Source organism: Tamaricihabitans halophyticus (assembly GCF_004340875.1).
In the GTDB taxonomy this organism is placed as follows: domain Bacteria; phylum Actinomycetota; class Actinomycetes; order Mycobacteriales; family Pseudonocardiaceae; genus Tamaricihabitans; species Tamaricihabitans halophyticus.
This window is the reverse complement of record NZ_SLXQ01000003.1, coordinates 203,807-224,851: the sequence shown is the minus strand read 5'-3', so window position 1 is coordinate 224,851 and position 21,045 is coordinate 203,807. Positions and strand designations below refer to the sequence as shown.

The following is a 21,045-nucleotide window of genomic DNA, read 5'->3' as shown; positions in this document are numbered from 1 at the left end:
GTTCCGCAGGGATCTTGCGACCACGGGGCGCGACGACGTTAGTTACGTCCCGTGATCGCGTTCTTTAAGGTTAGCGAGCTCAGAGTTCTGCGAGCTCAGAGTTCTGGGTACGGGTTCACGGTGTCCGCGCGCAGGTGAATCGGGTCGGCTAGGTACGCGTCGACCGCCTCCAGGTCGGGCGAGTCGAGCAGCGCCGCGATCAACTCGGCACTGCCGCCGACGTAGCTGCTGGCAAGATCGATATCGGTGGCTACGCACCAGGCCTGATCACTCGGCCACCACAGGTTCGCGGACTGGTGTTCCGGGCCCGAACCATCGGTGAAGCTGGCCGTGGCGTCCTGCACCCTCGCCTGGTAAAGCCACAGCTTGCGGTGCGGCAGTTCGATCTCGGCATCCCTTGGCAACTGCTGTAGCGCACCGCCGTAGCCATGCCAGAGCCCGAACAGGCAGGACTCGGGCGTTTCGGTGTGCTTGGCAAGGATCTCCACCAGTGGACGCGCCACCTCGGTCGGCAGGCTACCGAGCAGCGGCTCCTCGTCATAAACCTTCGCCTGACCGAGCTGCCACTGGTCCAGATCACCGATCCCGGTGATCCCCGGCCACTGCATCAACCGATGTGCCTTACGCCCGTTGGCGCCCGCGACCTCGGCCCAGGAAACCTGGCGGGCCGTACCGTGCACCTCGCGCCAGGCGGGGTGCAGGATCCGCGCGTAGCCGGGCAGGCTGTCCGGCAGCAGGGCGGACACGCTCGAGCCGAACTCCCTGATGCCCTCGCGCACCCAGCGGCCCTCTCGCTCGCCGGTATCGGCACTCGCGGGCGCGAACGGTAGATCCACGAATCTGGCTGACATAGGTGCAGTCTGCCAGGCCGGCCACGCCTCGTGTGCCGGCATGCACAGCTGACTGGGCAGGCTGCCGTCACCTGCCGAGCCAACCCGGCCCAATGCACGTCGTGGGTGATAGCGCGCTCACCGACACGGGGCAGGCGCTAGGAACACGCGCTCACCGCGAAACCACGCTGAGCCGAGTGATCTTGAGTCACCCGGTGAGGCGAGATCAACGACGCGGCGCCCTCATGATCAGCAGAGGGTGATTGACGGCCAGGGCAACGACACCTCTTTAGTGTTCCCGAAGGCGGCGAATGTGGTTGAACTGTGTACGAAACGCGAATTCGCTATCCGCACCGGACGGGTGACCCACTAGATTTTCGGAGCCGCTCAGGGTCACGATATCGGGGCACGTCAATTACCGAGCGTGCGAAACGAAAATCTGAACCATTGTGCGTGGACATTGGTAAGGAGCTGGTGATGAGGAAAGGCTTGGCCAAAATAGTTACCGCCGTAGCCGTCGGTAGCGTCCTCGCAATGACTGGCGCGGGTATGTCATACGCGAGTGCTAGTGCGCCTCCTTCCGGTGGCTCTGGCTCCGTGACTACCTCGCCGGCGGCGAGTGCGGAAGCGGTTCAAACGTTGCGGGATCAGCTGGCTGTCAAGGCAGATCAGGGGAAGCTGAACTCCGCACAACAGGCTACGCAGGAGATCAACGGGGTCGTCGAGTCGCTGCAGAATCGATCGGAGCCATGGGCGGCACGTAGTGAGGTGTCCAGCCGCGTCGACAGTTCGGTTGACCTGTCGGTCCGTTTGGACACCAAACTGGGAGAACTAATCGAGGCCAATGTTTCGGGGCAATTGCCAGATACCGGCAGCCTGCTGACAACGGTTAATGACTTGTTGCAGTCGCTGCTAACACAATTGTCCGGACTGCTGGATGGCTTGCTTGGCGGCGGGGCACCTCCGCTTCCGATTCCGGAACCAGAGGTGCCGCCGGTGCCCGTACCGTAAGTTCCCATTTCTTGTGACGTTTTCCGAATTGACGGTGAACGGGACAGGAATGGACGGTAAGGCACTATCGGCGGGGGGTTAGAGCAAAGGTGGGGTGTGCTGGAGGGCGCACCCCACCTTTGCCTGTGTCGAGCAACTACTTCCGGCCGGTTGTCTTGCTCGCCAACGCCATGCTGATCCCGACCCGCAGGCCACTGGCCAGTTCGAGCGTGGCTTCACGGAACCGCCGGCCAGCGCCGAGGAAGTTCAGGTAGCCGTGGAACAGGTCGGACATGCGATTCACCGTGACCGCAACCCCGGCCGCGCGCAGCTTCTCGCCGTAGGCCTCACCTTCATCCCGCAGCGGATCGAAACCGGCCGTGGAAATATAGGCGGGTGCCACACCAGCCACGTTCTCCGAATGGAACACGGAAAACCGCGGGTCGGCAGGATCCCGCAGATTCGCCACGTACTGCTCGCGGAACCAGTTCATGTCCTCGCCGGTGAGCAGGAACCCTTCGCGGAACAGCCGCCTGGACGGCCGCTCGGTCACGTTGTCGATGGCCGGGTAGATCAACAGCTGAAAGACCGGCTGTGGGCCCGCCGGATCGGCCGCGGCCTGCACGGCGACGACCGCGGCGAGGTTACCGCCGGCGCTGTCCCCGCCGACCGCGATCGCCGCCGGGTCCGCCCCGAGCTCGGCCGCATGCTCGGCGGCGAAGCGAAAGGCGGCGTTCGCGTCCTCAACCGCGGCAGGGAACGGATGCTCCGGCGCCAGCCGGTAGTCCACGGAAAGCACGCGTACACCAGCGTATTTGGCGAACAACCGGCACGCCTTGTCGTGCGTGTCCAGATTGCCGATCACCCAACCCCCGCCGTGGAAGAACACCAGCAGCGGGGAGCCTTCGGCGAGCCCGGCCGGGGTGTACAACCGGCCACCGATGCGGTGCTCGCCACTGGGGATCTCCAGGTCCCTGGTCGCCACCGGCTCGGTCGGCGGGCCGCCGAGCATGTGCTGCCCAAGGACCATCCCAGCCCGAACCTCGGCCAGCTCGTCGTTCACCAGCCGGGTACGGCCCGACATTTTCATCACGTAGAGGACCACCTGAGCGTCCAGGGCGAGCTGCTGGCCGTCCATCCGGATCGGCGCGCCGACCATCCGCTTGCGCATCGCGGCAGGTAGCGCGAAGGGCGCCAGCGCGACGGTGCGGAGGACGGGCACGGGAAGGCGTTCGAGCGGGGTGGCCATATCGACTCCTGAGGTGGGTGATCAGAAAGTACTACTGTCGAGTAGCAACTGACTAGGGCTGCGTCGTGGCGGCTTGGCTGGTCGGTGATCGCGCTCGTCACGTGGGCTGGACCTCGACCCAGGTTGAGGTCATATTGTGCGGATATGCGAACTACGACCACCCAGCGCCCGAGGCAGGCGAATCGGCGGGGCCGAATTCGATGACGATCACCGTAGTAGGGCTGGGTGGCTCGCTTCGCGCGGACTCGCAGTCCGAACGCGCCCTGCGCATCGTGCTCAGCGGGCTTGCCGACGCCGGCGCGAAGACAACGAGCTTCGTCGGCGACGATCTCGTGCTGCCGTTCTACGATCCTGCGGTTCCTGAGCGCACACCGGTAGCCAGCCGGCTGGTCGACGAGCTGCGCGCGGCCGACGGGGTGGTACTGGTCTCCCCCGGATACCACGGCACGGTGTCCGGCCTGGTGAAAAACGCACTGGACTACGTGGAAGACCTGCGTTCGGATGCCTACCCGTACCTGGACGGGCGCGCGGTGGGCTGCGTGGCGACCGCGCACGGCTGGCAGGCGGCGGTAACCACGCTCACCGCGTTGCGCCAGATCGTGCATGCGCTGCGCGGCTGGCCGACGCCACTCGGCGCGGCGGTGAACTCCGCGCACGTCCACTTCGATGCGGACGGGCACTGCTCTGACCCACAGGTGGAGGAATCGCTTCGCACGATCGGGCGGCAAGTGGCCGAGTTCGCGCAGGCACGGCACACTTGAGTCGTCATGGTGCCAGCGTCTCGAAGGAGATGATGCGCAGTGAGCAGGGCACCGATAACGAGCCCGCTCGGCGACGGTGAACGGACCGCGACCGGAAATGCCCTACAGGCAACGCTTGTCGATCTGATCGACCTGTCGTTGACCGCCAAGCAGGCGCACTGGAACGTGGTCGGCCGACACTTCACAAGTGTGCATACGCAGCTGGATGAGTTGACCGATACGGCGCGCAACTATGCCGATGAGGTAGCAGAACGTAGCAACGCGATCGGCATCTCACCGAATGGCAAAGCGCGAACCGTGGTCGCGAGCAGTGGTGTCCCGGAGTTCCCGGACAACTGGCAGTCCGATATAGACACGATCACGGCGATCGTTGCCGCGCTCGAGGCACTTATCGAGCGACTGCGGGCACGCATCGAGGAAACCGACAAGACCGACCTGGTCACCCAGGACCTGCTGATCGAGATCACCAAGGAGCTGGAGAAGGCCCACTGGATGTGGCAAGCCCAGCTGGCCAACTGACCTCGGGATCACTGGGAGACGTGCGCGGCAGTGGGTGACTCAACCGGATCCTGGACGGGCGCCAACTGCCCGAGTTCGATCAGCCAGCCGCGGAAGAGCTGGTGCAGCTGTTCCGCGCCAACGATGTCGCCGGGTGCGGTCAGCTGCTTCGGGTACACCACGAACCCGAGGTTCTGCTCCCCGCCAAGCCCGCCGTGCGAGCCGATATGCGCTTCAAAGGCCGAAGCGTTCCCGGTCTCCGGGTCATAGCGACTGTTGATCATGATGTCCGCGCAGTGCGGGAACTCGGTCACCCTGCGGATCAGATCAGCGGCATGCGGCCCGTAATCGACAAGCGGGTCCGCACCGATGATCTTGCCGGTGGCCAGCCGGTGCAGACCATCCCTGCCAAGCACCACCGGACCGTGCTGCTCGCTGTGTACCAGCAGGAAACCCACTCCAGGGTGATCGACAAGCGCGGGCAGCAGCCGGGGGTGCATCCGCTCGATCGTCTCGAGTGGAACCCGGCCGGGATGCTCGGTGAACGACACCATCGCCAGATGTCCGGACGGCAGCACTACCAGGCCCGGCGCGGTGGTACTTGCGGTTTCGCCCTCGCCGGAATCCGCACCGTCCACTCTGGCGCGAAGTCGGCGTGCCACGAAACCACCACCGGCGGCTGCTTCCGCGAGACCCGCGCCATGCTGCCAGCCTTCGGTGATCTTGCGTGCGCTGCGCTTGGCCTCCCGATGCGCGCGATCGGCCGTCGGGCAGCCACACAACCGGGCGACCAGCTGCTCGATCGACTCGCCGAACCGGTCAGCGAAGGCCCGTCCCTGCGTCTGGCCATGATCGGAGAGCACCACAAGGTGGTACTCGCGCGGGCCAAGCCGGCTTGCCCGGTGCAGCCTGCCGATCTGCTGATCGATGGTGCGCAGCACGGCGAGGGTGTCGAACCGCTCGATCCCCGAGTGGTGCGCCACCTCGTCGTAACCGAGGAAATCCGCATACACCACCGGCCGACCGGCGATGATGTCCTCCAGGATCGCCGAGACCACCACATCGCGCGCGAGTACCGTGGTGCCCACCCGCGCGAGCGGGTAGAACCCGCCGCGATTGACCCTTGGCTGCACGTTCGCCCTGCGTTGCTTCGCGGCCGCGAGCAGTTCCCTGAACACATCGACAATCGCCGAACCGAAGGTGCGCAAGGCGTTGATCGGATTCGCGAAGTACGCGTAGTAACCCGCGCCGGCCTTCCGCTTCCCGCGCACCCGACGCTCCTGTTTGGACAGAACTACCGGCGCGGCGCTCATGGTGAGGCTGACCTGTGGCGCATCACCGGTGAACAGGTTCCCCCTGCTCGAACCGCCGTGCGCGAGTAGCCCTTCGCCCGTCGAGTGCCGGCGTTCGATCTCTGCCGCACTGCGCGGCGCCGAGCAGGCCATGACCTGCCCGGTGTCCTTCTCGTACCAGCGGAAGCCGATCACATCGTGGTTGTCGCCATGCAGGATGCCGCAAACACTCGCCCCGGTCTGCGAGCTCCAGTCGGTGTGCCACATCCGCAATCCGTGGGTGTCCTCGGCGAGCCAGGCGGCAAGCGTCGGCATATCGCCATCGCGCACCGCGCGCCGGACAACGTTGTAGCCAAGCCCATCCACCTGCAGGAAGAGCACGCCGGGTGGTAGCTCCCGCTGTCCAGCGGAACTCTTGCGGCTGCGCCGCGCCGCGCGCCGGAAGAAGATCTCGTCCTCGTCCACCGCGAGCAGGCTGCTGATCACCGCGGCCACCGCGGAAACGGCCACCACCACGATCACGGCTGTACGCAGGTCGGTGATCCGCACCCCGGGCACCGCGTAGAAGATCGCCAGCGTGCCCGCGCCGAGCAGCAGGAAACTGCCCGCGCCGAGGGTGAACACCGCGATCGGTAGCGCGACCCGCAGCACCAGCGGCCAGACAACCGCGATCAGCACGCCGAGCAGCAGCGCGCAGACGGTTGGCTGCCACCACCGCTGCATGCTGAAGCCGGGCAGGATATTGCTCAGCACATGCAAGGCGACGGTCAGCGACCACCAGATAAGCAGGGTGCGAGCCGCGGTGCGCCCCCGACGAAACAGCCGGCCATGATGCTCGCGCTTAGCCCGCGTCATGCTGATTCTCCGTCATGGCGGCGCCTCCGTAGTGCTGCTGAGGTTGCTTGGCTAGCCGCCGCGCCCGCCGGTGCCGGCTGACCAGATTCGTGACCACGGTAATCAGCAGCACCAGCACGGTGGCCACCAGTACGGCGATCAGCGGCGAGTCCGACACTCCGCCGCTTGCCACGCCGAGCACGGCGTAGGCACACGCCCAGACGGTGCAGGCGGCCAGCATGCTCGGTAACAGCCGCCGCCACGGGTAGCCGGTTGCCGCCGCCGCGATCAGTACCGGAATCCGCCCTGCCGGCAGCAACCTGCCGAGCACGATGATCTGCCAGCCGTGTTTGGCGAACTGGGCGCGCCCGTTGGCCAGCCGCTCCGGATGGCTGCCCTTACGCAGCCAGCGCTGCACCGGTTCGGTGCCCAACCTGGCGATCAGATAGGTCGCCACATCCCCGACAAGCGCTCCGAGCACCGAAAGCAACAGCACTACCGGCAGGGATAGATGCGAGGTCGTCACCGCTACCGCAGCAGCGGCGCCAACAACCGCGCCGGTCGGCACGATGGGCACGATCGAGCCGAGCAGCACGCCGCCGAACAACGTGGGATAGCCGATCGTCGAGCTATCCGACCAGTCGAGCGCCAGCCCGTAAGTGCCGCTCAATCGACGGCCCGCCGCTCGGTTTGCTGGGCGGTACGGGTCTTCCGAAAGTCATGGGTCAGGGCGCTACCTGGTCGCAGTACCGGCACCACCGTGTCGTGCCCGGCCGCGGCCACCGCACGGGCGAACAGGTGTGGGGGTTCCACCAGCAGCCGGCGCATGCGCTCCGCGAGCCGCCCCTTACCGCGAGTCAACCCAGCCATCGCGAGCGTGCCCCAGTGCACCGGTACGGCCAGCCGCGCGCGCAGCAGCCCGACCGCGCGGGCCGCCCTTCCCGGATCCAGATGCCCTGGCCCGAGGTCAAGGCCCCAGCCCCACACCGGCAGCAGCGCCAGGTCCACCGGCGCGAGTTCGGCCATACCGGCGAACAGATCGGTGTCCCCCGCGAAGTACGCGCGTAACCCGTCGCCCTCGAGCAGATAGCCAAGCGCCGGTGCCTGCGGGCCGTGCCGCAGGCGTGGCCCCCAGCGGTGCCCCGAATGTCTGGCCGAGGTGGCGGTGACCCGTAGCCCACCATCGACCAACTGCTCGCCGACGTCCAACTCATGCACCTCGGTAAAACCGCGCTGGCGAAGCCACGGCCCAACGCCATGCGGCACCACGATCGGCGTCCGCCTGCCGAGCAGCCGCAACGAGGGCAGATGGAGGTGGTCGAGATGCTGATGCGAGATCACCACGAGATCGGCCCCCGTCCACTCCGCCGGATCCAGCGGGGCGCGCACCCTGGCCAGCGGCCCGACCCTGCTGGTGAGCACCGGATCGGTGAGCACGGTTTTGCCGCCCAGCCGGAAACTCACCGTGGCATGGCCGGCAAACCGCAGCATGCGGTCACCCGCGGTCACTGTCCGGCCTCCGGGTGTCCGCATGCCTTGTACCCACTCGACGCTCGTGCCAGCACATTCGCGTCGAGTCTAGATCGTGTTCCTGGGCCGTGCCCTTCCGCTAGGCCAGCACCCGTTGCGCGAACCGCACCTCGATACTGGTCTGCCGGACGGTTTCGGCAACCACCAGCGAGCCATGACCCGCGTCGTACCGGTACACCTCGTAGTCGGCGCCCCGCTCGGCGAGCCTTGCCAGATAGTTGTCGACTTGCCTGATCGGGCACCGTGGGTCGTTCTCTCCCGCGAGAACCAGCACTGGCGCCCGCACATTGTCCACATAGGTCAAGGGCGAGCACTCGCGGTAAACCTCGGGAACCTCATCCGGGTCCCCGCCGAACAGTGCACGGTCGAAGGACCGCAGCTGCTCCATCTCGTCCTCGTATGCGGCGACGTAATCCGCGACCGGCACCGCGGCGATCCCCGCGGCCCAGCGCTCCGGCTGGGTACCGAGCGCGAGCAGGCTCAGGTAACCGCCCCAGGATGCCCCGTTCACCACGCACCGGTCTGGATCGGACAGCCCGCTGCGCAGTGCCCAGTCATGCACCGAAGCGACATCGGCCAGCTCGGTAAGTCCCGGTCGTCCCTCAATCGCGTCCCGCCACGCCGAGCCGTATCCCGTCGAGCCCCGGTAGTTGACCTCGACAACGGCAAAGCCGGCATCCAGCCATACCGCGCGATACGCCGAGAAGCGATCCTCGTCCGCGTGATGCGGCCCGCCGTGCAAGCTGAATACCGTTGGCAGCGGGCCGTCGGATGCGTGCTCCGGCCTGGAGATCAGCGCATGCACCTCACCGGTCTCGCCGGGCACGAAGGCGTCGTCCACGGGCACCGAACCGGGCGGCTTGGCGCCGGGCGGCTCGAGCAGTACCGAGCTGGTTCCAGCTGAGGTGGTGCTGCGGATCACCGAAGGGTGATGTGCGGCCGTCCATCCGTACTCCACAGTGCCATCCGGACGAGCCGTAGCACCGCCAATCGTGCCCTTCGGGGTATCCACAGTGGTCAACGTGCCGTCGGCGATATGGTAGGTATGCAAGGTATTCCGGGCTCGGTAGCAGTGCACCACGAGCAATGCGGAACCATCCGGATACCAGTCCGCCTCCAGTTCACCCGGCAGATCGAGTTCGATCAGTTGCTCGGTGCCGTTTACCGGGTCCCAGATCAGCAGTTCTTCCCTGCCCCTGCGCTCATGCAGTACCAGTAGCCGGGAATCGCCGGCTACCGGACTGAACCCGAGCGCGACGAGACCCTTCCCCGGACCGTCGTCGAGCTCCGCGATCACCGAGTTATCCACTGTGGACAGCACGCGGAGTGCAGGATGCCGGGCGTCACCATGTTCTGAATGGGATATCGCAAGTAGGCGTTCATCCCTGGACAGGCCGCCGATCCCGGCGTCCTGTTCATGCTCGTAGCTGACCTCGGCGCGCCCATCGCGGTACAGGTAGAGCGTGCTGCCCTTATCGCTGGATACGCCAATCGCGGTGACCGTGGCACCGATATCCAAGCCGGCGGGGTATCCGTCCGGCACGCCGGGAACCGCCGGCCGCGCCTGTTCACCTTCGGCCAATCCGGTGAACGGCTCGCGCACCCAGGAGCCGAACTCGTCGCCGTCGGTATCGGCGAACCACCAGATCCACTCGCCCGCTGGGCTGATCGTGCCGTGTACCGTGCCATTCGGCCGATTGGTCACCCGGCGATGTGTGCCTGCGGCGCGATCCCAGGCATAGATCTCCCATACGCCACTGGCGTTCGAGGAGTACACGTTGCGGTCGGGTGCGGTTATCGCCCAGCTGGGCACCGAGACCCGCGCGGCGTGGAACCTGGCACGCCAGCGTTGCTCGGCCTCGTCGTCGACGAAGAGCGTTTCGGGGACTTCTGCTGCGGGGTGTCTGAGTTTTTGGGATGTGGGCACCCTCCGATACTGCCCTATCGGAAAGGCCTTGTGTGCAGCGGATTCGCTGCCCGTGCGGCTGCACGTGCAAGCGCGCGGGCAACTCGGAGAGGGCCAGCGGACAACCTTTGGTCATTGTCTTGCGTCTGTTGAGTAGATCGGGAAGGAAATTAACGGCGTGGGTCGTTACTCGCCCATGCCGGTCAAGTCGGGGAGTGTGTGATGAGCAAACGCAGCAGCGGGATGGTGCAAACCTTGCTGGCCGGTGTCGCCACGGCAACCCTGTTGGTTGGTGGAGCGACGGCGGCGAGCGCCACCGACGCCGAGCAGGCTCGCGTCGGCCCGAGCGGGTACAAGGATCTCACGCTGAACATGCCGGAAGAGCAGGCAATGGCCACCGGACTGCTCACCGATCGGCAGGTGGCGGACGACTGCCGGTTCTACTATTTGCAACCCAGTGAAGGAAAGCCCAATCCTGGCGGCGGAGTCTTCGTTTCCGCGAAGGAAGGCGTCGTGATGATCGGCGGAACGGACCAGATCCAAACGTCCGAGGGCGTCGGTTTCGGGGATTCGATCGACGAGGTTCGCGCCGCATATCCGGATTTGACCTCCATCGGTGATCCAGAATGGATCTACACCGCAGCGGCGCCGGGGAATCCGAATGCGCACTACCGGTTCGCCTTCTCGGACGCGGGCTTCGTCACCGACTACGGCTTGAATGCCAACGAGATGGGCGGCTGCGGTAGCTAGATCGCCCGCGTAAAGCCTAGCTTGGAAACCATCCCAGAATTCCGCGCGAAAATATGCCATTATCGACGCAATAATCGGCGGCGTCGTAATCGTGGGCTACAACACCTTCGCTTTCGCGGCGCTTCCGTGCCGTCATAAGCCCGCACGGGGTAACGCCGTTCAGCGATTCGAGACAACCGGGCGCGGGGCAGCTAGTGTGGACTGGCTGCCCCGTTCGCCATTGTCCCCTGTCCAGTCTGCGAGTCACACCGCGCCGGATTACCGGACCGGGTACTCTGCGGGGCGGGCATATCCAGGTGTCCACAGGCGGCAAGAAGTTACGAGGGGTTCGAGGGGACAGTCATGACATACCCGCATGGCCAGCAGCCGTATGGTCAGCCGCAGCAGCCGGGTTACGGCCCACCGTCCGGCGGTATGCCCGCGCCGTATGGCGCCCCGCCACCCGGTGGGATGCCGCCAGGCGGGATGCCACCCAGTGGACCGATGCAGGCACCGTACGGCCAGCCCCAGCCTGGATTCGGTGGTCCGGGTATGCCACCCGGGCAGCCCGGCGGGCACGATATCCCAGATTACAAGGGCTGGGCGATCGGCTGCATCTTCCTGTTCTGGATTCTGGCGATCTTCGCGATCATGAAGTCCAACGAAGTGCAGACCTACAAGATGCAGGGCAACTTCGCGATGGCCAAGCAGGCCTCGGACAGCACCCGCACGATGTGTCTGATCGCGACAATCATCGGCGCCGCCGGCTGGGTGATCGGGATCATCGTCGGAATCATTCTTGTCTCGACGGCGCCCTCGTACGTGTACTACTAGCCGTCACGGACGCTTCCGGTCGGTTCAGTGTTGCGGTGCGGAGGCCCGGGTCTGTTCCCGCTCGATCTGTTCGAGCGTTTTGCCCTTGGTCTCCGGCACCATGCCGATGGCGAACACGCAGCACAGCACGCCGACGGCGGCGAAGAGGAAGAACACCCCGCCGGTGCCGATCGCGAGCAGTACCGGGAAGAACAGGCCAACAAGCAGGTTCCCGGTCCAGTTCATGAAGGTAGCGATACCCATCGCCGGTTCGCGCACGCGCAGCGGGAAGATCTCGCCGAGCAGGATCCACACCATGCCGCCCCAGCTGAGCGAGAAGAACACCTTGAACAGCGCGAGGCTCCCGAAAGCCAGCCAACCGGCGGCCCCGCCGCCGGTGATTCCGCCGGTGAAATAGACAAGACCGAGCGTGGCCATACAGCCGCTCATCCCGACCGCGCCGAAGATCAGCGGGCGGCGCCGGCCGATCCGGTCCACAAGCAGCAGCATGACCACGGTGACAATCACGGTCAGCAGCCCGAGTCCGGCGTTGGCCAGGAGTGCGGCCGAGTCTTCGAAACCGAGGTCGACCAGGATGGTCGGGGCGTAGTAGATAATCGTGTTGATCCCGAGGATCTGCTGCAGGAAGGCGACGCCGACGCCGATCACGAGTATCCGGCGCAGCCGGCGATCACGGAGCAGTTCCATCGCCTTGGTGCGTACGCCGTGGCTGGCGGCGAGCTGTTCGAGCTCCGCGAACTCGTGCTCGTTCCCTCTGCTCGCCAGGATCGCCCGTGCTTCCTCCGCCCTGCCGGCCTTGACCAGCCAACGCGGGCTTTCCGGCTGCAGATAGACACCAATCAACAGGACGACGGCCGGCACCACGGCGATGCCGAACGACCAGCGCCACCCGGAGCCGTCGTCGAAGGCCAGGTTCACCAGGTAGGCCACCAGGATGCCGGTCGAGATCATCAACTGGTTCAGACCGGAAAGGGCGCCTCGATGGCGGGCGGGGGCGAGCTCGGCAAGGTAGATCGGGACCGTGGCGGCCAACGCCCCGACCGCGAGACCCATGACGAACCTACCGGTCACGATCAGTTCGAAACTGTTCGCCAACGCGGCTACCAGGCAGCCAACCGTGAACACACCGCCGGCGAGGAGAACCAGCCCGCGCCTGCCCTGCCGATCGGCGAGCCGGCCAGCGGTCAACGCACCAATCATGCCGCCGACCAGTAGTGAACTCGTGACGAAACCGGTCTGCAGCGGGGAAAGGCCGAACTGCGGCTCGATCAACAACAGCGCACCGGCAACGACACCGAGGTCGTAGCCGAAGAGCAGGCCGCCAAGGGCACCGAAGAAGTAGGTCGCAAACCGGGACGCCGAGCCGCTGCCAGTCATGTCAGGCTCCCCTCAGATGCACTCGCACCGTCCGCGCGCCAAGGGTGTCGTGCTCGGCACGCAGCACCGCAACGCCGGATTGGCGATACTGGCTGCGCAACCAAACGGCACCAACGCCGCCCGTGTCACCCAACGGGAATGGGTGATCCCCTAACAGAATCGCCGGCCCGTCAAGGGAAAACCGGACCAAACCGGCTCGCGGTGGCGCGGTCCCGCCGTATTTGTCCACTATGCGCAGAACAATTCTGGTGGCGTCCGAACCATCGGCGGACAGCTCGGCGTCGTCGGCGGCCAGGTAGAACTGGTCCTGCTCCCGGTCCGCGCTGAAGGTTCGGCTGCCAACAAACTCGCCGGCGCGATAGGCGTCGATGCGCAGTTCGGGACAGCCGGCGTCGGCCAGCTCCCGTAGATCGACGAGAAACGGCGGATACGGCAGGTTCGGGTACCTGTCTCGCGCAGGGTGCAGCAATCGGTATGGCTCATCATCCAGGAACAGCTCGAGTTGTTCGGCGTTCGAGCAGATCACCGCCTCGCCATCGAGCGCGGCTACGCCGAAGCGCGTGCCGAAGTCCCAGTAGCAGGCCGGTTGGATCACCAGCCGGTGCGCAGGGTCGACCTGCGCGGTGTAGATCGCCGCACCGAGTTTGGGCTCGCGGAACATGTCGAAGATCCCCGGCGATTTGATCCCGTCGCGCTGGTTACCGTTGCCGGACTGGTAGTCGAAGGTGGCCCAGCCAAGCACGCCGCAGTAGCGTTCGTCGGCGAGCGCCTGGTCGTGCACCATCGCGTGGCATACCGCCTGCACCTGCTGGTCGGCAACCGGGTCGGTGCGCCGGTAGAACTTGGCCGGCCCGGAAAGGGTGCCAACGGCTTCGGATACCAGGTATGGCCATTCGGTGCGTGGCGCGCGCAGCTCCGGATAGCCGTCCTTGCCTCGGTGATAATCGTTGTAGCTGAACACATCCTGCTGGAAATCCGAGATGTCGTGCATCGGCGCGATGATGGCGCCGGTGGTCTGCCTGGAATCGTCGAGTTCTCTGGCTATACGTTGGGTTCTGGTGTAGAACTCGGTGTCGTTCCTGGTCTCGTTCAGCCGGACACCCCAGAGCACAATGGACGGATGGTTCCGGTCACGGCGGATCATGTCGTGCACATCGCGCGCGGAACGGTCCTGCCACTGCACGTCGCCGAGGTATCCCCAGCCGGGCGCCTCCGCGTACACCAGCAGACCGAGCTCGTCGCAAGCGTCCAGAAACGACTCATCCTGCGGGTAAACAGTGCAGCGCACCATATTGTGCCCGTGTTCCTTGAGGATCAGCGCGTCCCTGCGCTGCACCCGTGCGGGCATCGCCGAACCGGTGAACGGGAAGTAGTGATGCCGCCCGCTGCCACGGATCTGCAGGCGTTCCCCGTTCACGTAGCAACCGGTTGCGGTGAACTCGACCTGGCGGAAGCCGATCGTCCGGGAGCTGGTGTGCGAGCTCGCGCCGCGCAGGGTGACGCTCAGGTGGTGCAGTGCCGGTCGATCCGGGCTCCACAATGCGAGATCGCCAGGCAGGCCGCGCAGGGTATGCCGGACGGTTCGCGTTCCGGGCGTGGGCAGCGCGAGCTTTTCGGTGTGTCGGAGGACCGGCCCGTCGTCCGCGCGCAGTTCAAAAATCAGTTCCGCCTCGGTTTCCGGTTCCGTGACATCGATGGTCGTGGTGACCTCGAGGCAACGCTTGACCGGATCGAGCACATCGCGCGGGCGCGCGAAAACGTCGGCGAGATAGTTCGCGGGCAGCGACTCCAGTGTGACGTCCCGGTAGAGCCCGGCTGGTTGCCAGAGGTCGATCGATGCCGGCCCGCGCCCAGGCCGGTTCGGCGGTACGTTCTGCGCCCAGCGACCATCCACGACGACGTCGAGACGGTTACCTGTTTCCCTAACCAGGTTGGTGATCTCGTACTCAGCCGGAAGGTAACCGCCGATATGCGGGCTGAGCGGAACACTGTTCAGAAACGGCCGGATGCCGGTCATCGCGCCGGCGAACCGCAGTAACTGCCGGCGAGCCGGCTCACTAAGGTCGAATTCCTTGCGGTAGAGCCAGAATCCTTCCCAGCTTGCCGGATTCCAGTCGTGCCAGGACAACGGTGTCACGGTATGCGGCAGGTTGATCAGCTCGAAGCGACCGGTGTACTTGGTCGCTTCCAGCGGGTTCAGGATTGGTCCGGTGAACTGCCATTCCGGGTTTAGCGAGGTGCGCCCCATAACCGCGATTCTGCGCGCGATTGGCTCGGGTAACCAGTTGGAACGGGTGGCCCACTGATAATCTTGACGTTATGCCTAGGAGCGACCCCGGCGCTGGCGGAAGCCCTTCCGGGGTTCGGTCGCGGACCCAAAGAGCCATCCTGTCCGCGGCCGTCTCGGTACTGACCAGGGATCGCGCGGCCACGCTCGCGGATATCGCGCAGTCCGCGGACGTTGGTCGCAGCACCCTACAGCGCTATTTTCCCGACCGGGAAGCGCTGCTCACCGCGGTTTACGCGGACTCGGTACGGGTGCTCGACGCGGTGATCGCGACGGCGGAGCCGGATCGGGGTACCCCGTCGCAGGCGATCGAGCGGTTGGTGCCCGCGCTGTTTGATCTGGGCGATCGGGTTGTCTTCCGGTACGGCGATGGATGGGAGCGGGCCACTTCGGCGGGTGATCGGGAGATCGCGGCGCTGATGCGCAGGGGGCAGGATGAAGGGGTGTTCGACCCCGAGCCCAGCGCCGCGTGGCTGACCAGGGTGTTCTGGACCGTGCTCGGGGCTGGTTGGCAGGCGGTGGAAGCGGGCGAACTGGCCAGGCCCGAGGCGGCGAGCATGGTGCTACGCGCGCTGGAAAACGGTATGCGGCCTGGGTAGTACGCCTTTCCTGTCGGGGTCGGCTGGCAGGATGCGACGCATGGCAGATTTCGCGACCAAAACCCATCACGCCCTGGACTACGTGGAGCTCGGCGTCACCGATTTCGACGCGGCAAAAGCGTTCTACGGCAAGGCTTTCGGCTGGCAGTTCACCGACTACGGGCCGGGGCCCGCATACGTCGGAATTCAAGGGGCGGGCGCGGGTGGCGCCGAAGTCGGCGGTTTCCGGCGCGAGGACCGGGTCAGCACGGGCGGGCCATTCGTGCTGCTGTACTCGACCGACCTCGCCGCGAGCGAACAAGCGGTGCGCGATGCCGGTGGAACGGTGACCGAGGGGCCGTACGAGTTTCCCGGCGGACGCCGGTTCCACTTCCAGGATCCAGACGGCAACGAGCTCGGTGTTTGGTCCACCGACTGAGCGGTTCCTCAGTCGACCGGGCAACGGAACGGACCTCTCGCCGTGTATTAACACGCGGTTCCGGCTGACTGGCGCCCGAGCACACATACCGTAGAACAATGGTCATGAACACGGAGCGCGACGAACTGCCGCGCGATGGCTTCGGCCATTAACCCCCGTGGATGGACGATATCGATATCTCGAACCAGCTCGGAGACAAGCGCGTCAGCATGACACAAGACACGTACTTTGGCCGTGGTGACACCGGCCGGAAGCGACGCAGCTCTTGAGCATGATCGACAAAGCTGAAAAAGACGTGTCAGAAAGTGTTGGTCTCGCGTGGTGTTGATCTTGACTAGGCTTCGCTCAAGATCATCCCTGAATAGCAAGAGACCCGCTGTGACCAGCGGGTCTCTTGGTTTTGCTGTCTCAACCAGCGCGCGCCCGAAGGGATTCGAACCCCTAACCTTCTGATCCGTAGTCAGATGCTCTATCCGTTGAGCTACGGGCGCATGTTCAGTTGTCGACTAGCAGGCTAGTCGTTTTGCCAACCGGCGTAAAACCGGCCAGCGGACGCCCGGCGTACCGAGCACCCAGCGGAGGCTCCGGGATTTGAACCCGGGAGGGGCGTGAACCCCAACCGCATTAGCAGTGCGGCGCCATAGACCAGACTAGGCGAAGCCTCCCAGGCTGTTGGCCACTGCCCGCATAGCCTACACAGTGGCCGACTACGCCATGAAACCCCCCTTGCCATGAAACACCTGCTAGTGCTTCTCGGCCCGCGCGAGCTCCAGAAACGGCCGCAACGCATCCGGATTGGCCAGCGCATCCCTGCTCACCGCCCGGTCCGGCGCGGTGCCCGCGAGGATCTTCTTCACCGGAACCTCGCACTTCTTCCCGTTCAGCGTGCGCGGCACCTCATCCACCACCACGAACCGGTTCGGCACATGCCGGGGAGACAGTGCGCCACGTAGCTCGGCGCGCAGCCGAGGCTCCACATCCGCCAGATCCGCCCCCGGCGCGAGCACCACGAAACAAAGCAGCTCGCCCTCCTGCTCCGCGACGCTCGTCGTGTCGATCACCAGAGAGTCCGCGATCTCCTCGAATCCTTCGACCACGCGATAGAACTCCGCGGTGCCCATCCGGACCCCACCCCGGTTCAGCGTCGAATCGCTTCGCCCGTAGATCACCGCGGACCCGCGTGGCGTGAACCGAACCCAGTCGCCATGCCGCCACACCCCGGGGAAGTCCGCGAAGTAGGCCTCGTGCAGTCGCTCGCCGTCCGGGTCATTCCAGAAGAACACCGGCATGGACGGCATCGGTTTGGTGATCACCAGCTCACCCACCTCGTCCAGCACCGGCTTACCCGCATCGTCGAACGCCGCGGCCGCGGAGCCGAGGCAGGCGCAGGACAGCTCACCAAGCCACACCGGCACTTCCGGCGAAGCTCCCACGAACGCGGTACACAGGTCCGTACCGCCGGACACCGAGCAGATCTGCGCCTTCGGGCTGACCTCGCTGGCGATCCAGCGGAAGGCCTCGGGCGAAAGCGGTGAACCGGTCGAGCCGATCATGCGCAGCGCGGACAGGTCGAACTCGTTGCCCGGCCGCAGTTCCTTCTTCATACAGCTCTGCACGAATGGCGCGGAGGTACCGAAGTAGTTCACCCCTTCGTCCTGTGCCAGCCGCCATAGCGCGTTCAGATCCGGATACCCGGGGTTACCGTCGTAGAGCACGATCGTCGACCCCACCAGCAGGCCGGATATCAGGAAGTTCCACATCATCCAGCCGGTGGTGGTGAACCAGAAGAACGTTTCCCCCGGACCGAGGTCGCAGTGCAACCCGAGCATCTTCAGGTGTTCCAGCACGATGCCGCCGTGCCCGTGCACGATGCCCTTCGGCAACCCGGTCGTGCCCGAGGAGTACAACACCCACAGCGGGTGGTCGAACTCCACCGGCTCAAACGTCAACTCCGCGCCCGCGTGCTTGGCCAGCAACGCATCCCAGTCCAACGTGCCGTCCAGCCCGCCGGTGCCGACGTAATCCACCAGCACCGTGGCACGCAGCGACGCGATGCTCCCCCGCAACTGCTCGACGTTGGGCCGCACATCGAGCAGGCGTCCGTTGTACGAGTACCCGTCCACGGCAATCAGCACGGTCGGCTCGATCTGCTCGAACCGGTCGGCGATCGCGCGCATGCCAAAGTCCGGAGAGCAGGACGACCACACCGCGCCAATACTTGCCGTCGCCAGGAACGCGACCAGGGTGCTCGGGCAGTTCGGCGCCAGCGCCACCACCCGGTCCCCCTTGCCAACACCGAGCTCCACAAGGGCCGCGCGGGCCGCCGCGACCTGTTCGCGCAGCTGGCCGTAGCTGAGTTCGGCGCGCAGGCCGTCCTCCCGCGCGAAGATCACCGCGGTTTCCTCCGCGGTCCGCTCGTCGTCAAAGGTGAGCGCATGCTCGGCGTAGTTCAGCGTGCCGCCGGGGAACCACCGGGCGCCCGGCATCACCTCCTCGGCAAGCACCTCGCGCGGTTCGGTACGCCACCGCACCCCGAAGAACTCCGCGACCGCGCTCCAGAACTCAGCCAACCGCGTCGTGGAGAATTCCCACAGCTGCGCGTAGTCCGCGAAATCCAGACCGCGCTGTGCGCTGAGCCACTCCCGGAAGGCTTGGCTGGTGTTCGGGTACTCGGGATCCGGCTGCCACAGCAGTTCAGGAGCGTCGGTCATGTCCATTTCCTAACGCATGACCCCCGCGCCGCGCCAGGGATACCAGCGCCACAGCCGCGCCGACCGTGACCGCGTTCTTCAGGGTTCTTCAGGGCTCGTGCGGTCAGAGGCGGTCGAGCACGGCTGCGGTGAACTCCTCGGTTCCGGCTTCGCCACCGAGATCGGCCGTGCGCACGCCGTCCGCGAGCGCCGCGGCGAAGGCCCGCTCCAGCTGGGCGGCCGCGGCCGGCTGGCCGAGATGTTCCAGCATCATCGCGCCAGCCCACAACTGGCCGGTTGGGTTCGCGACGCCCTGCCCGGCGATATCCGGCGCCGATCCGTGCACCGGCTCGAACATGGAAGGAAACTCCCGCTCCGGATTGATGTTCCCGCTCGGCGCCACCCCGATCGAACCGGCCACCCCAGCGGCCAGATCGGACAGAATGTCCCCGAACAGGTTGGAAGCCACGATCACGTCCACGCTGCTCGGCTGGAGTACCAGGCGGGCCGCAAGCGCATCGATCAGCACACTGTCCAATCGCACCTCGCCGGCGTGCTCGGCGACCACCTCGTCCCAGAACGGCATGGTGTGCACGATCCCGTTGGATTTGGTCGCCGAGGTGAGCACGCCCTTCCGGCTCGCGGCCAGCTGAGCCGCATAGCGCGCGATCCGCGCCACTCCGGCCCGGGTGAAGATCGACTCTTGCACGGCGGCCTCCTCCGGCCGACCCTGGTAAAGCCGTCCGCCTACCTCGGAGTACTCACCCTCCACGTTCTCCCGGACTATCACCAGATCCAGCTCATCGCCGCCCCGAAGCGGGCTCCGCACCCCGGGCAGGGTCCGCACCGGGCGCAGGTTCACGTACTGGTGAAAGCTGCGCCGGATGGGGATCAGCAGCCCCCACAGCGTTTCGGTGTCCGGAATATCCGGCACGCCGACCGCGCCAAGGAAGACACCGTCGCCCTTGGCCAGCTGGTCCAGGCCGTCGGTCGGCATCATCCTGCCGTGCGCGCGGTAATAGTCGGAGCCCCAGTCCCGGTGCTGCCAATGCACGCGAAACTCGTGTTTGTCCGCCAGCGTGTCGATACAGCTGATCGCGGCAGGCACCACCTCGCGGCCGATTCCGTCGCCAGCGATCACATCGATCCGGTATTCAGCACGGGTCGCCATGGCACCTGTCTACCGAGTCACGCGCCAGCTCGACAAGCCTCGGGACATCAGGCCGTCGGCTGCAGCGCCTCGCTGAGCATCTTGCGGGCCGCCGCCCTCGGTTCCGGGTTCACCTCGACAAGCGCGTTCACCACGGCGCCGTCCACGAGGGCAATCAGCTGTTTGAGCCGGTGCAGGCTTACCGGCATCCCGGAGCGTTCACAGATTTCCAGCAGCAGTGCATCCATCTCGTCGGACATCGCGACGGAAAGCGACCGCAGGTACGGCCGCCGCCCGGTACCGACCAGCCGCTCGTAGCGGAGCAGCACCCCATCCAGATCGGCCGCGCTGTCCGCTGGCTCCGGCCCCAGCAACTGCTCGAGCATCAACTCGACCACGGTGTCCACGCCGCGGTGTCGAGCGGCCAGCTCGTCCAGCCGGCGGGCACCCGCGTCGAGTTCGTTCCGGCCATGCCGCTCCACCGCCGCGGTGATCAACTCATCGAGCGAGTCGAAGTAGTAGGTGGTGGAAGCAAGCGGCAAACCGGCGCGCTCGGACACCGCACGGTGTCGTACCGCGTCGAACCCGCCCTCGGCGAGCAACGCCGCGGCCGCGTCAATCAGCTCATTACGGCGTCGCTCGCCCTTCGGCGTACTCGCGGACGTCATACCGGACAATCGTGCCAGACTCAGTGCGCACCACCCGCCAGGTTGAGTCCGATCACGCCGGCCACGATCAACACCAGCGACAGGATCTTGCCGACCGAGGCGCCGTCGTTCAGCCACACCATGCCGATGATCGCCGTCAACGACGCACCGATACCGACCCACACCGCGTAGGCGGTACCCACTGGAAGCTGCTTCATCGCCCAGGCCAAGCCGGCGAAGCTCAACGCGGCCAGCACCCCGAACACCACTGTCGGCACCAGCCTGCTGAACCCGTTCGACATCTTCAACGCGATCGCCCAACCGGCCTCGAGAATCCCCGAAACGACCAGTACCAACCACGCCATGATCATCACCCAACCTTTCTGACACGACTGTACTAAATAAATTGCACGACCGTACCAGA

Annotated in this window: 19 protein-coding genes and 2 tRNA genes; 7 read left to right on the top strand and 14 right to left on the bottom strand. The window is 65.8% G+C overall.

Annotation, left to right across the window (positions count from 1 at the left end; translation table 11 throughout):
• Positions 1 to 95: 95 nt before the first annotated feature.
• On the bottom strand, positions 96 to 851 hold the full coding sequence (locus tag EV191_RS11460) for a hypothetical protein (protein WP_132876956.1): 756 nt from the start codon (positions 849 to 851) through the stop codon (positions 96 to 98).
• Between the two features lie 618 nt (positions 852 to 1,469).
• On the opposite strand from EV191_RS11460, the gene EV191_RS11455 reads away from it, so the two are divergent.
• The gene (locus EV191_RS11455) at positions 1,470 to 1,841 is read left to right on the top strand and encodes a hypothetical protein (RefSeq protein ID WP_132876955.1); all 372 of its coding nucleotides are present in this window, start codon (positions 1,470 to 1,472) and stop codon (positions 1,839 to 1,841) included.
• 136 nt (positions 1,842 to 1,977) lie between these two features.
• Here the strand turns inward: EV191_RS11455 and EV191_RS11450 are convergent, their stop codons facing one another.
• On the bottom strand, positions 1,978 to 3,069 hold the full coding sequence (locus EV191_RS11450; RefSeq protein WP_132876954.1) for an alpha/beta hydrolase: 1,092 nt from the start codon (positions 3,067 to 3,069) through the stop codon (positions 1,978 to 1,980).
• Between the two features lie 200 nt (positions 3,070 to 3,269).
• Between EV191_RS11450 and EV191_RS11445 the strand changes: the two genes are divergently transcribed.
• Positions 3,270 to 3,830 carry an NADPH-dependent FMN reductase gene (locus tag EV191_RS11445; protein WP_132876953.1) on the top strand — a complete coding sequence of 187 codons (561 nt, stop codon included), beginning with the start codon at positions 3,270 to 3,272 and terminating at the stop codon, positions 3,828 to 3,830.
• 39 nt (positions 3,831 to 3,869) lie between these two features.
• Positions 3,870 to 4,349, top strand: a complete 480-nt coding sequence (locus EV191_RS11440; RefSeq protein ID WP_132876952.1) for a Dps family protein — start codon at positions 3,870 to 3,872, stop codon at positions 4,347 to 4,349.
• An 8-nt stretch (positions 4,350 to 4,357) separates the two neighbouring features.
• Here EV191_RS11440 and EV191_RS11435 read toward each other — a convergent pair whose 3' ends face one another.
• The 4 genes from EV191_RS11435 to EV191_RS11420 form a co-directional block, all read right to left on the bottom strand.
• On the bottom strand, positions 4,358 to 6,475 hold the full coding sequence (locus EV191_RS11435) for a phage holin family protein (protein WP_132876951.1): 2,118 nt from the start codon (positions 6,473 to 6,475) through the stop codon (positions 4,358 to 4,360).
• Positions 6,462 to 7,124 carry a DedA family protein gene (locus EV191_RS11430; protein WP_132876950.1) on the bottom strand — a complete coding sequence of 221 codons (663 nt, stop codon included), beginning with the start codon at positions 7,122 to 7,124 and terminating at the stop codon, positions 6,462 to 6,464. The genes EV191_RS11435 and EV191_RS11430 overlap by 14 nt, the downstream gene beginning before the upstream one ends.
• Complete coding sequence (locus EV191_RS11425) at positions 7,121 to 7,945, bottom strand: MBL fold metallo-hydrolase (protein WP_132877144.1); 825 nt, start codon at positions 7,943 to 7,945, stop codon at positions 7,121 to 7,123. The genes EV191_RS11430 and EV191_RS11425 overlap by 4 nt, the downstream gene beginning before the upstream one ends.
• Positions 7,946 to 8,063: 118 nt before the next feature.
• A complete protein-coding gene (locus EV191_RS11420) occupies positions 8,064 to 9,911 on the bottom strand; it encodes a prolyl oligopeptidase family serine peptidase (RefSeq protein ID WP_132876949.1) in 1,848 nt (615 codons plus the stop codon).
• A 201-nt stretch (positions 9,912 to 10,112) separates the two neighbouring features.
• Here EV191_RS11420 and EV191_RS11415 point away from each other — a divergent pair, with 201 nt between their 5' ends.
• Positions 10,113 to 10,640, top strand: a complete 528-nt coding sequence (locus EV191_RS11415) for a hypothetical protein (protein ID WP_132876948.1) — start codon at positions 10,113 to 10,115, stop codon at positions 10,638 to 10,640.
• A 342-nt stretch (positions 10,641 to 10,982) separates the two neighbouring features.
• The gene (locus EV191_RS11410) at positions 10,983 to 11,453 is read left to right on the top strand and encodes a CD225/dispanin family protein (protein ID WP_132876947.1); all 471 of its coding nucleotides are present in this window, start codon (positions 10,983 to 10,985) and stop codon (positions 11,451 to 11,453) included.
• 24 nt (positions 11,454 to 11,477) lie between these two features.
• Here EV191_RS11410 and EV191_RS11405 read toward each other — a convergent pair whose 3' ends face one another.
• Together EV191_RS11405 and EV191_RS11400 are read right to left on the bottom strand one after the other, a co-directional pair.
• Entirely contained in the window at positions 11,478 to 12,830 is a 1,353-nt protein-coding gene (locus tag EV191_RS11405; protein WP_132876946.1) for a sugar porter family MFS transporter, read from the bottom strand.
• A gap of 1 nt (position 12,831) precedes the next feature.
• On the bottom strand, positions 12,832 to 15,078 hold the full coding sequence (locus EV191_RS11400; RefSeq protein ID WP_132876945.1) for a glycoside hydrolase family 2 protein: 2,247 nt from the start codon (positions 15,076 to 15,078) through the stop codon (positions 12,832 to 12,834).
• Positions 15,079 to 15,149: 71 nt separating this feature from the next.
• Between EV191_RS11400 and EV191_RS11395 the strand changes: the two genes are divergently transcribed.
• A complete protein-coding gene (locus EV191_RS11395) occupies positions 15,150 to 15,716 on the top strand; it encodes a TetR/AcrR family transcriptional regulator (RefSeq protein ID WP_132876944.1) in 567 nt (188 codons plus the stop codon).
• 40 nt (positions 15,717 to 15,756) lie between these two features.
• On the top strand, positions 15,757 to 16,134 hold the full coding sequence (locus EV191_RS11390; protein WP_132876943.1) for a VOC family protein: 378 nt from the start codon (positions 15,757 to 15,759) through the stop codon (positions 16,132 to 16,134).
• A 418-nt stretch (positions 16,135 to 16,552) separates the two neighbouring features.
• Here the strand turns inward: EV191_RS11390 and EV191_RS11385 are convergent.
• The 6 genes from EV191_RS11385 to EV191_RS11360 form a co-directional block, all read right to left on the bottom strand.
• Positions 16,553 to 16,625 (bottom strand) — tRNA-Arg (locus tag EV191_RS11385).
• 85 nt (positions 16,626 to 16,710) lie between these two features.
• A tRNA-Ser gene (locus tag EV191_RS11380) sits at positions 16,711 to 16,799 on the bottom strand.
• Positions 16,800 to 16,877: 78 nt separating this feature from the next.
• Positions 16,878 to 18,851, bottom strand: coding sequence for an acetoacetate--CoA ligase (locus tag EV191_RS11375; protein WP_424565451.1), 1,974 nt, complete (start codon positions 18,849 to 18,851; stop codon positions 16,878 to 16,880).
• Between the two features lie 97 nt (positions 18,852 to 18,948).
• A complete protein-coding gene (locus EV191_RS11370) occupies positions 18,949 to 19,995 on the bottom strand; it encodes a tartrate dehydrogenase (RefSeq protein WP_132876941.1) in 1,047 nt (348 codons plus the stop codon).
• Positions 19,996 to 20,042: 47 nt separating this feature from the next.
• Positions 20,043 to 20,642 (bottom strand): TetR/AcrR family transcriptional regulator, encoded by a 600-nt coding sequence (locus EV191_RS11365; protein WP_132876940.1) that lies wholly within the window; start codon positions 20,640 to 20,642, stop codon positions 20,043 to 20,045.
• A gap of 20 nt (positions 20,643 to 20,662) precedes the next feature.
• On the bottom strand, positions 20,663 to 20,986 hold the full coding sequence (locus tag EV191_RS11360) for a DMT family transporter (RefSeq protein WP_132876939.1): 324 nt from the start codon (positions 20,984 to 20,986) through the stop codon (positions 20,663 to 20,665).
• Positions 20,987 to 21,045: the final 59 nt, after the last annotated feature.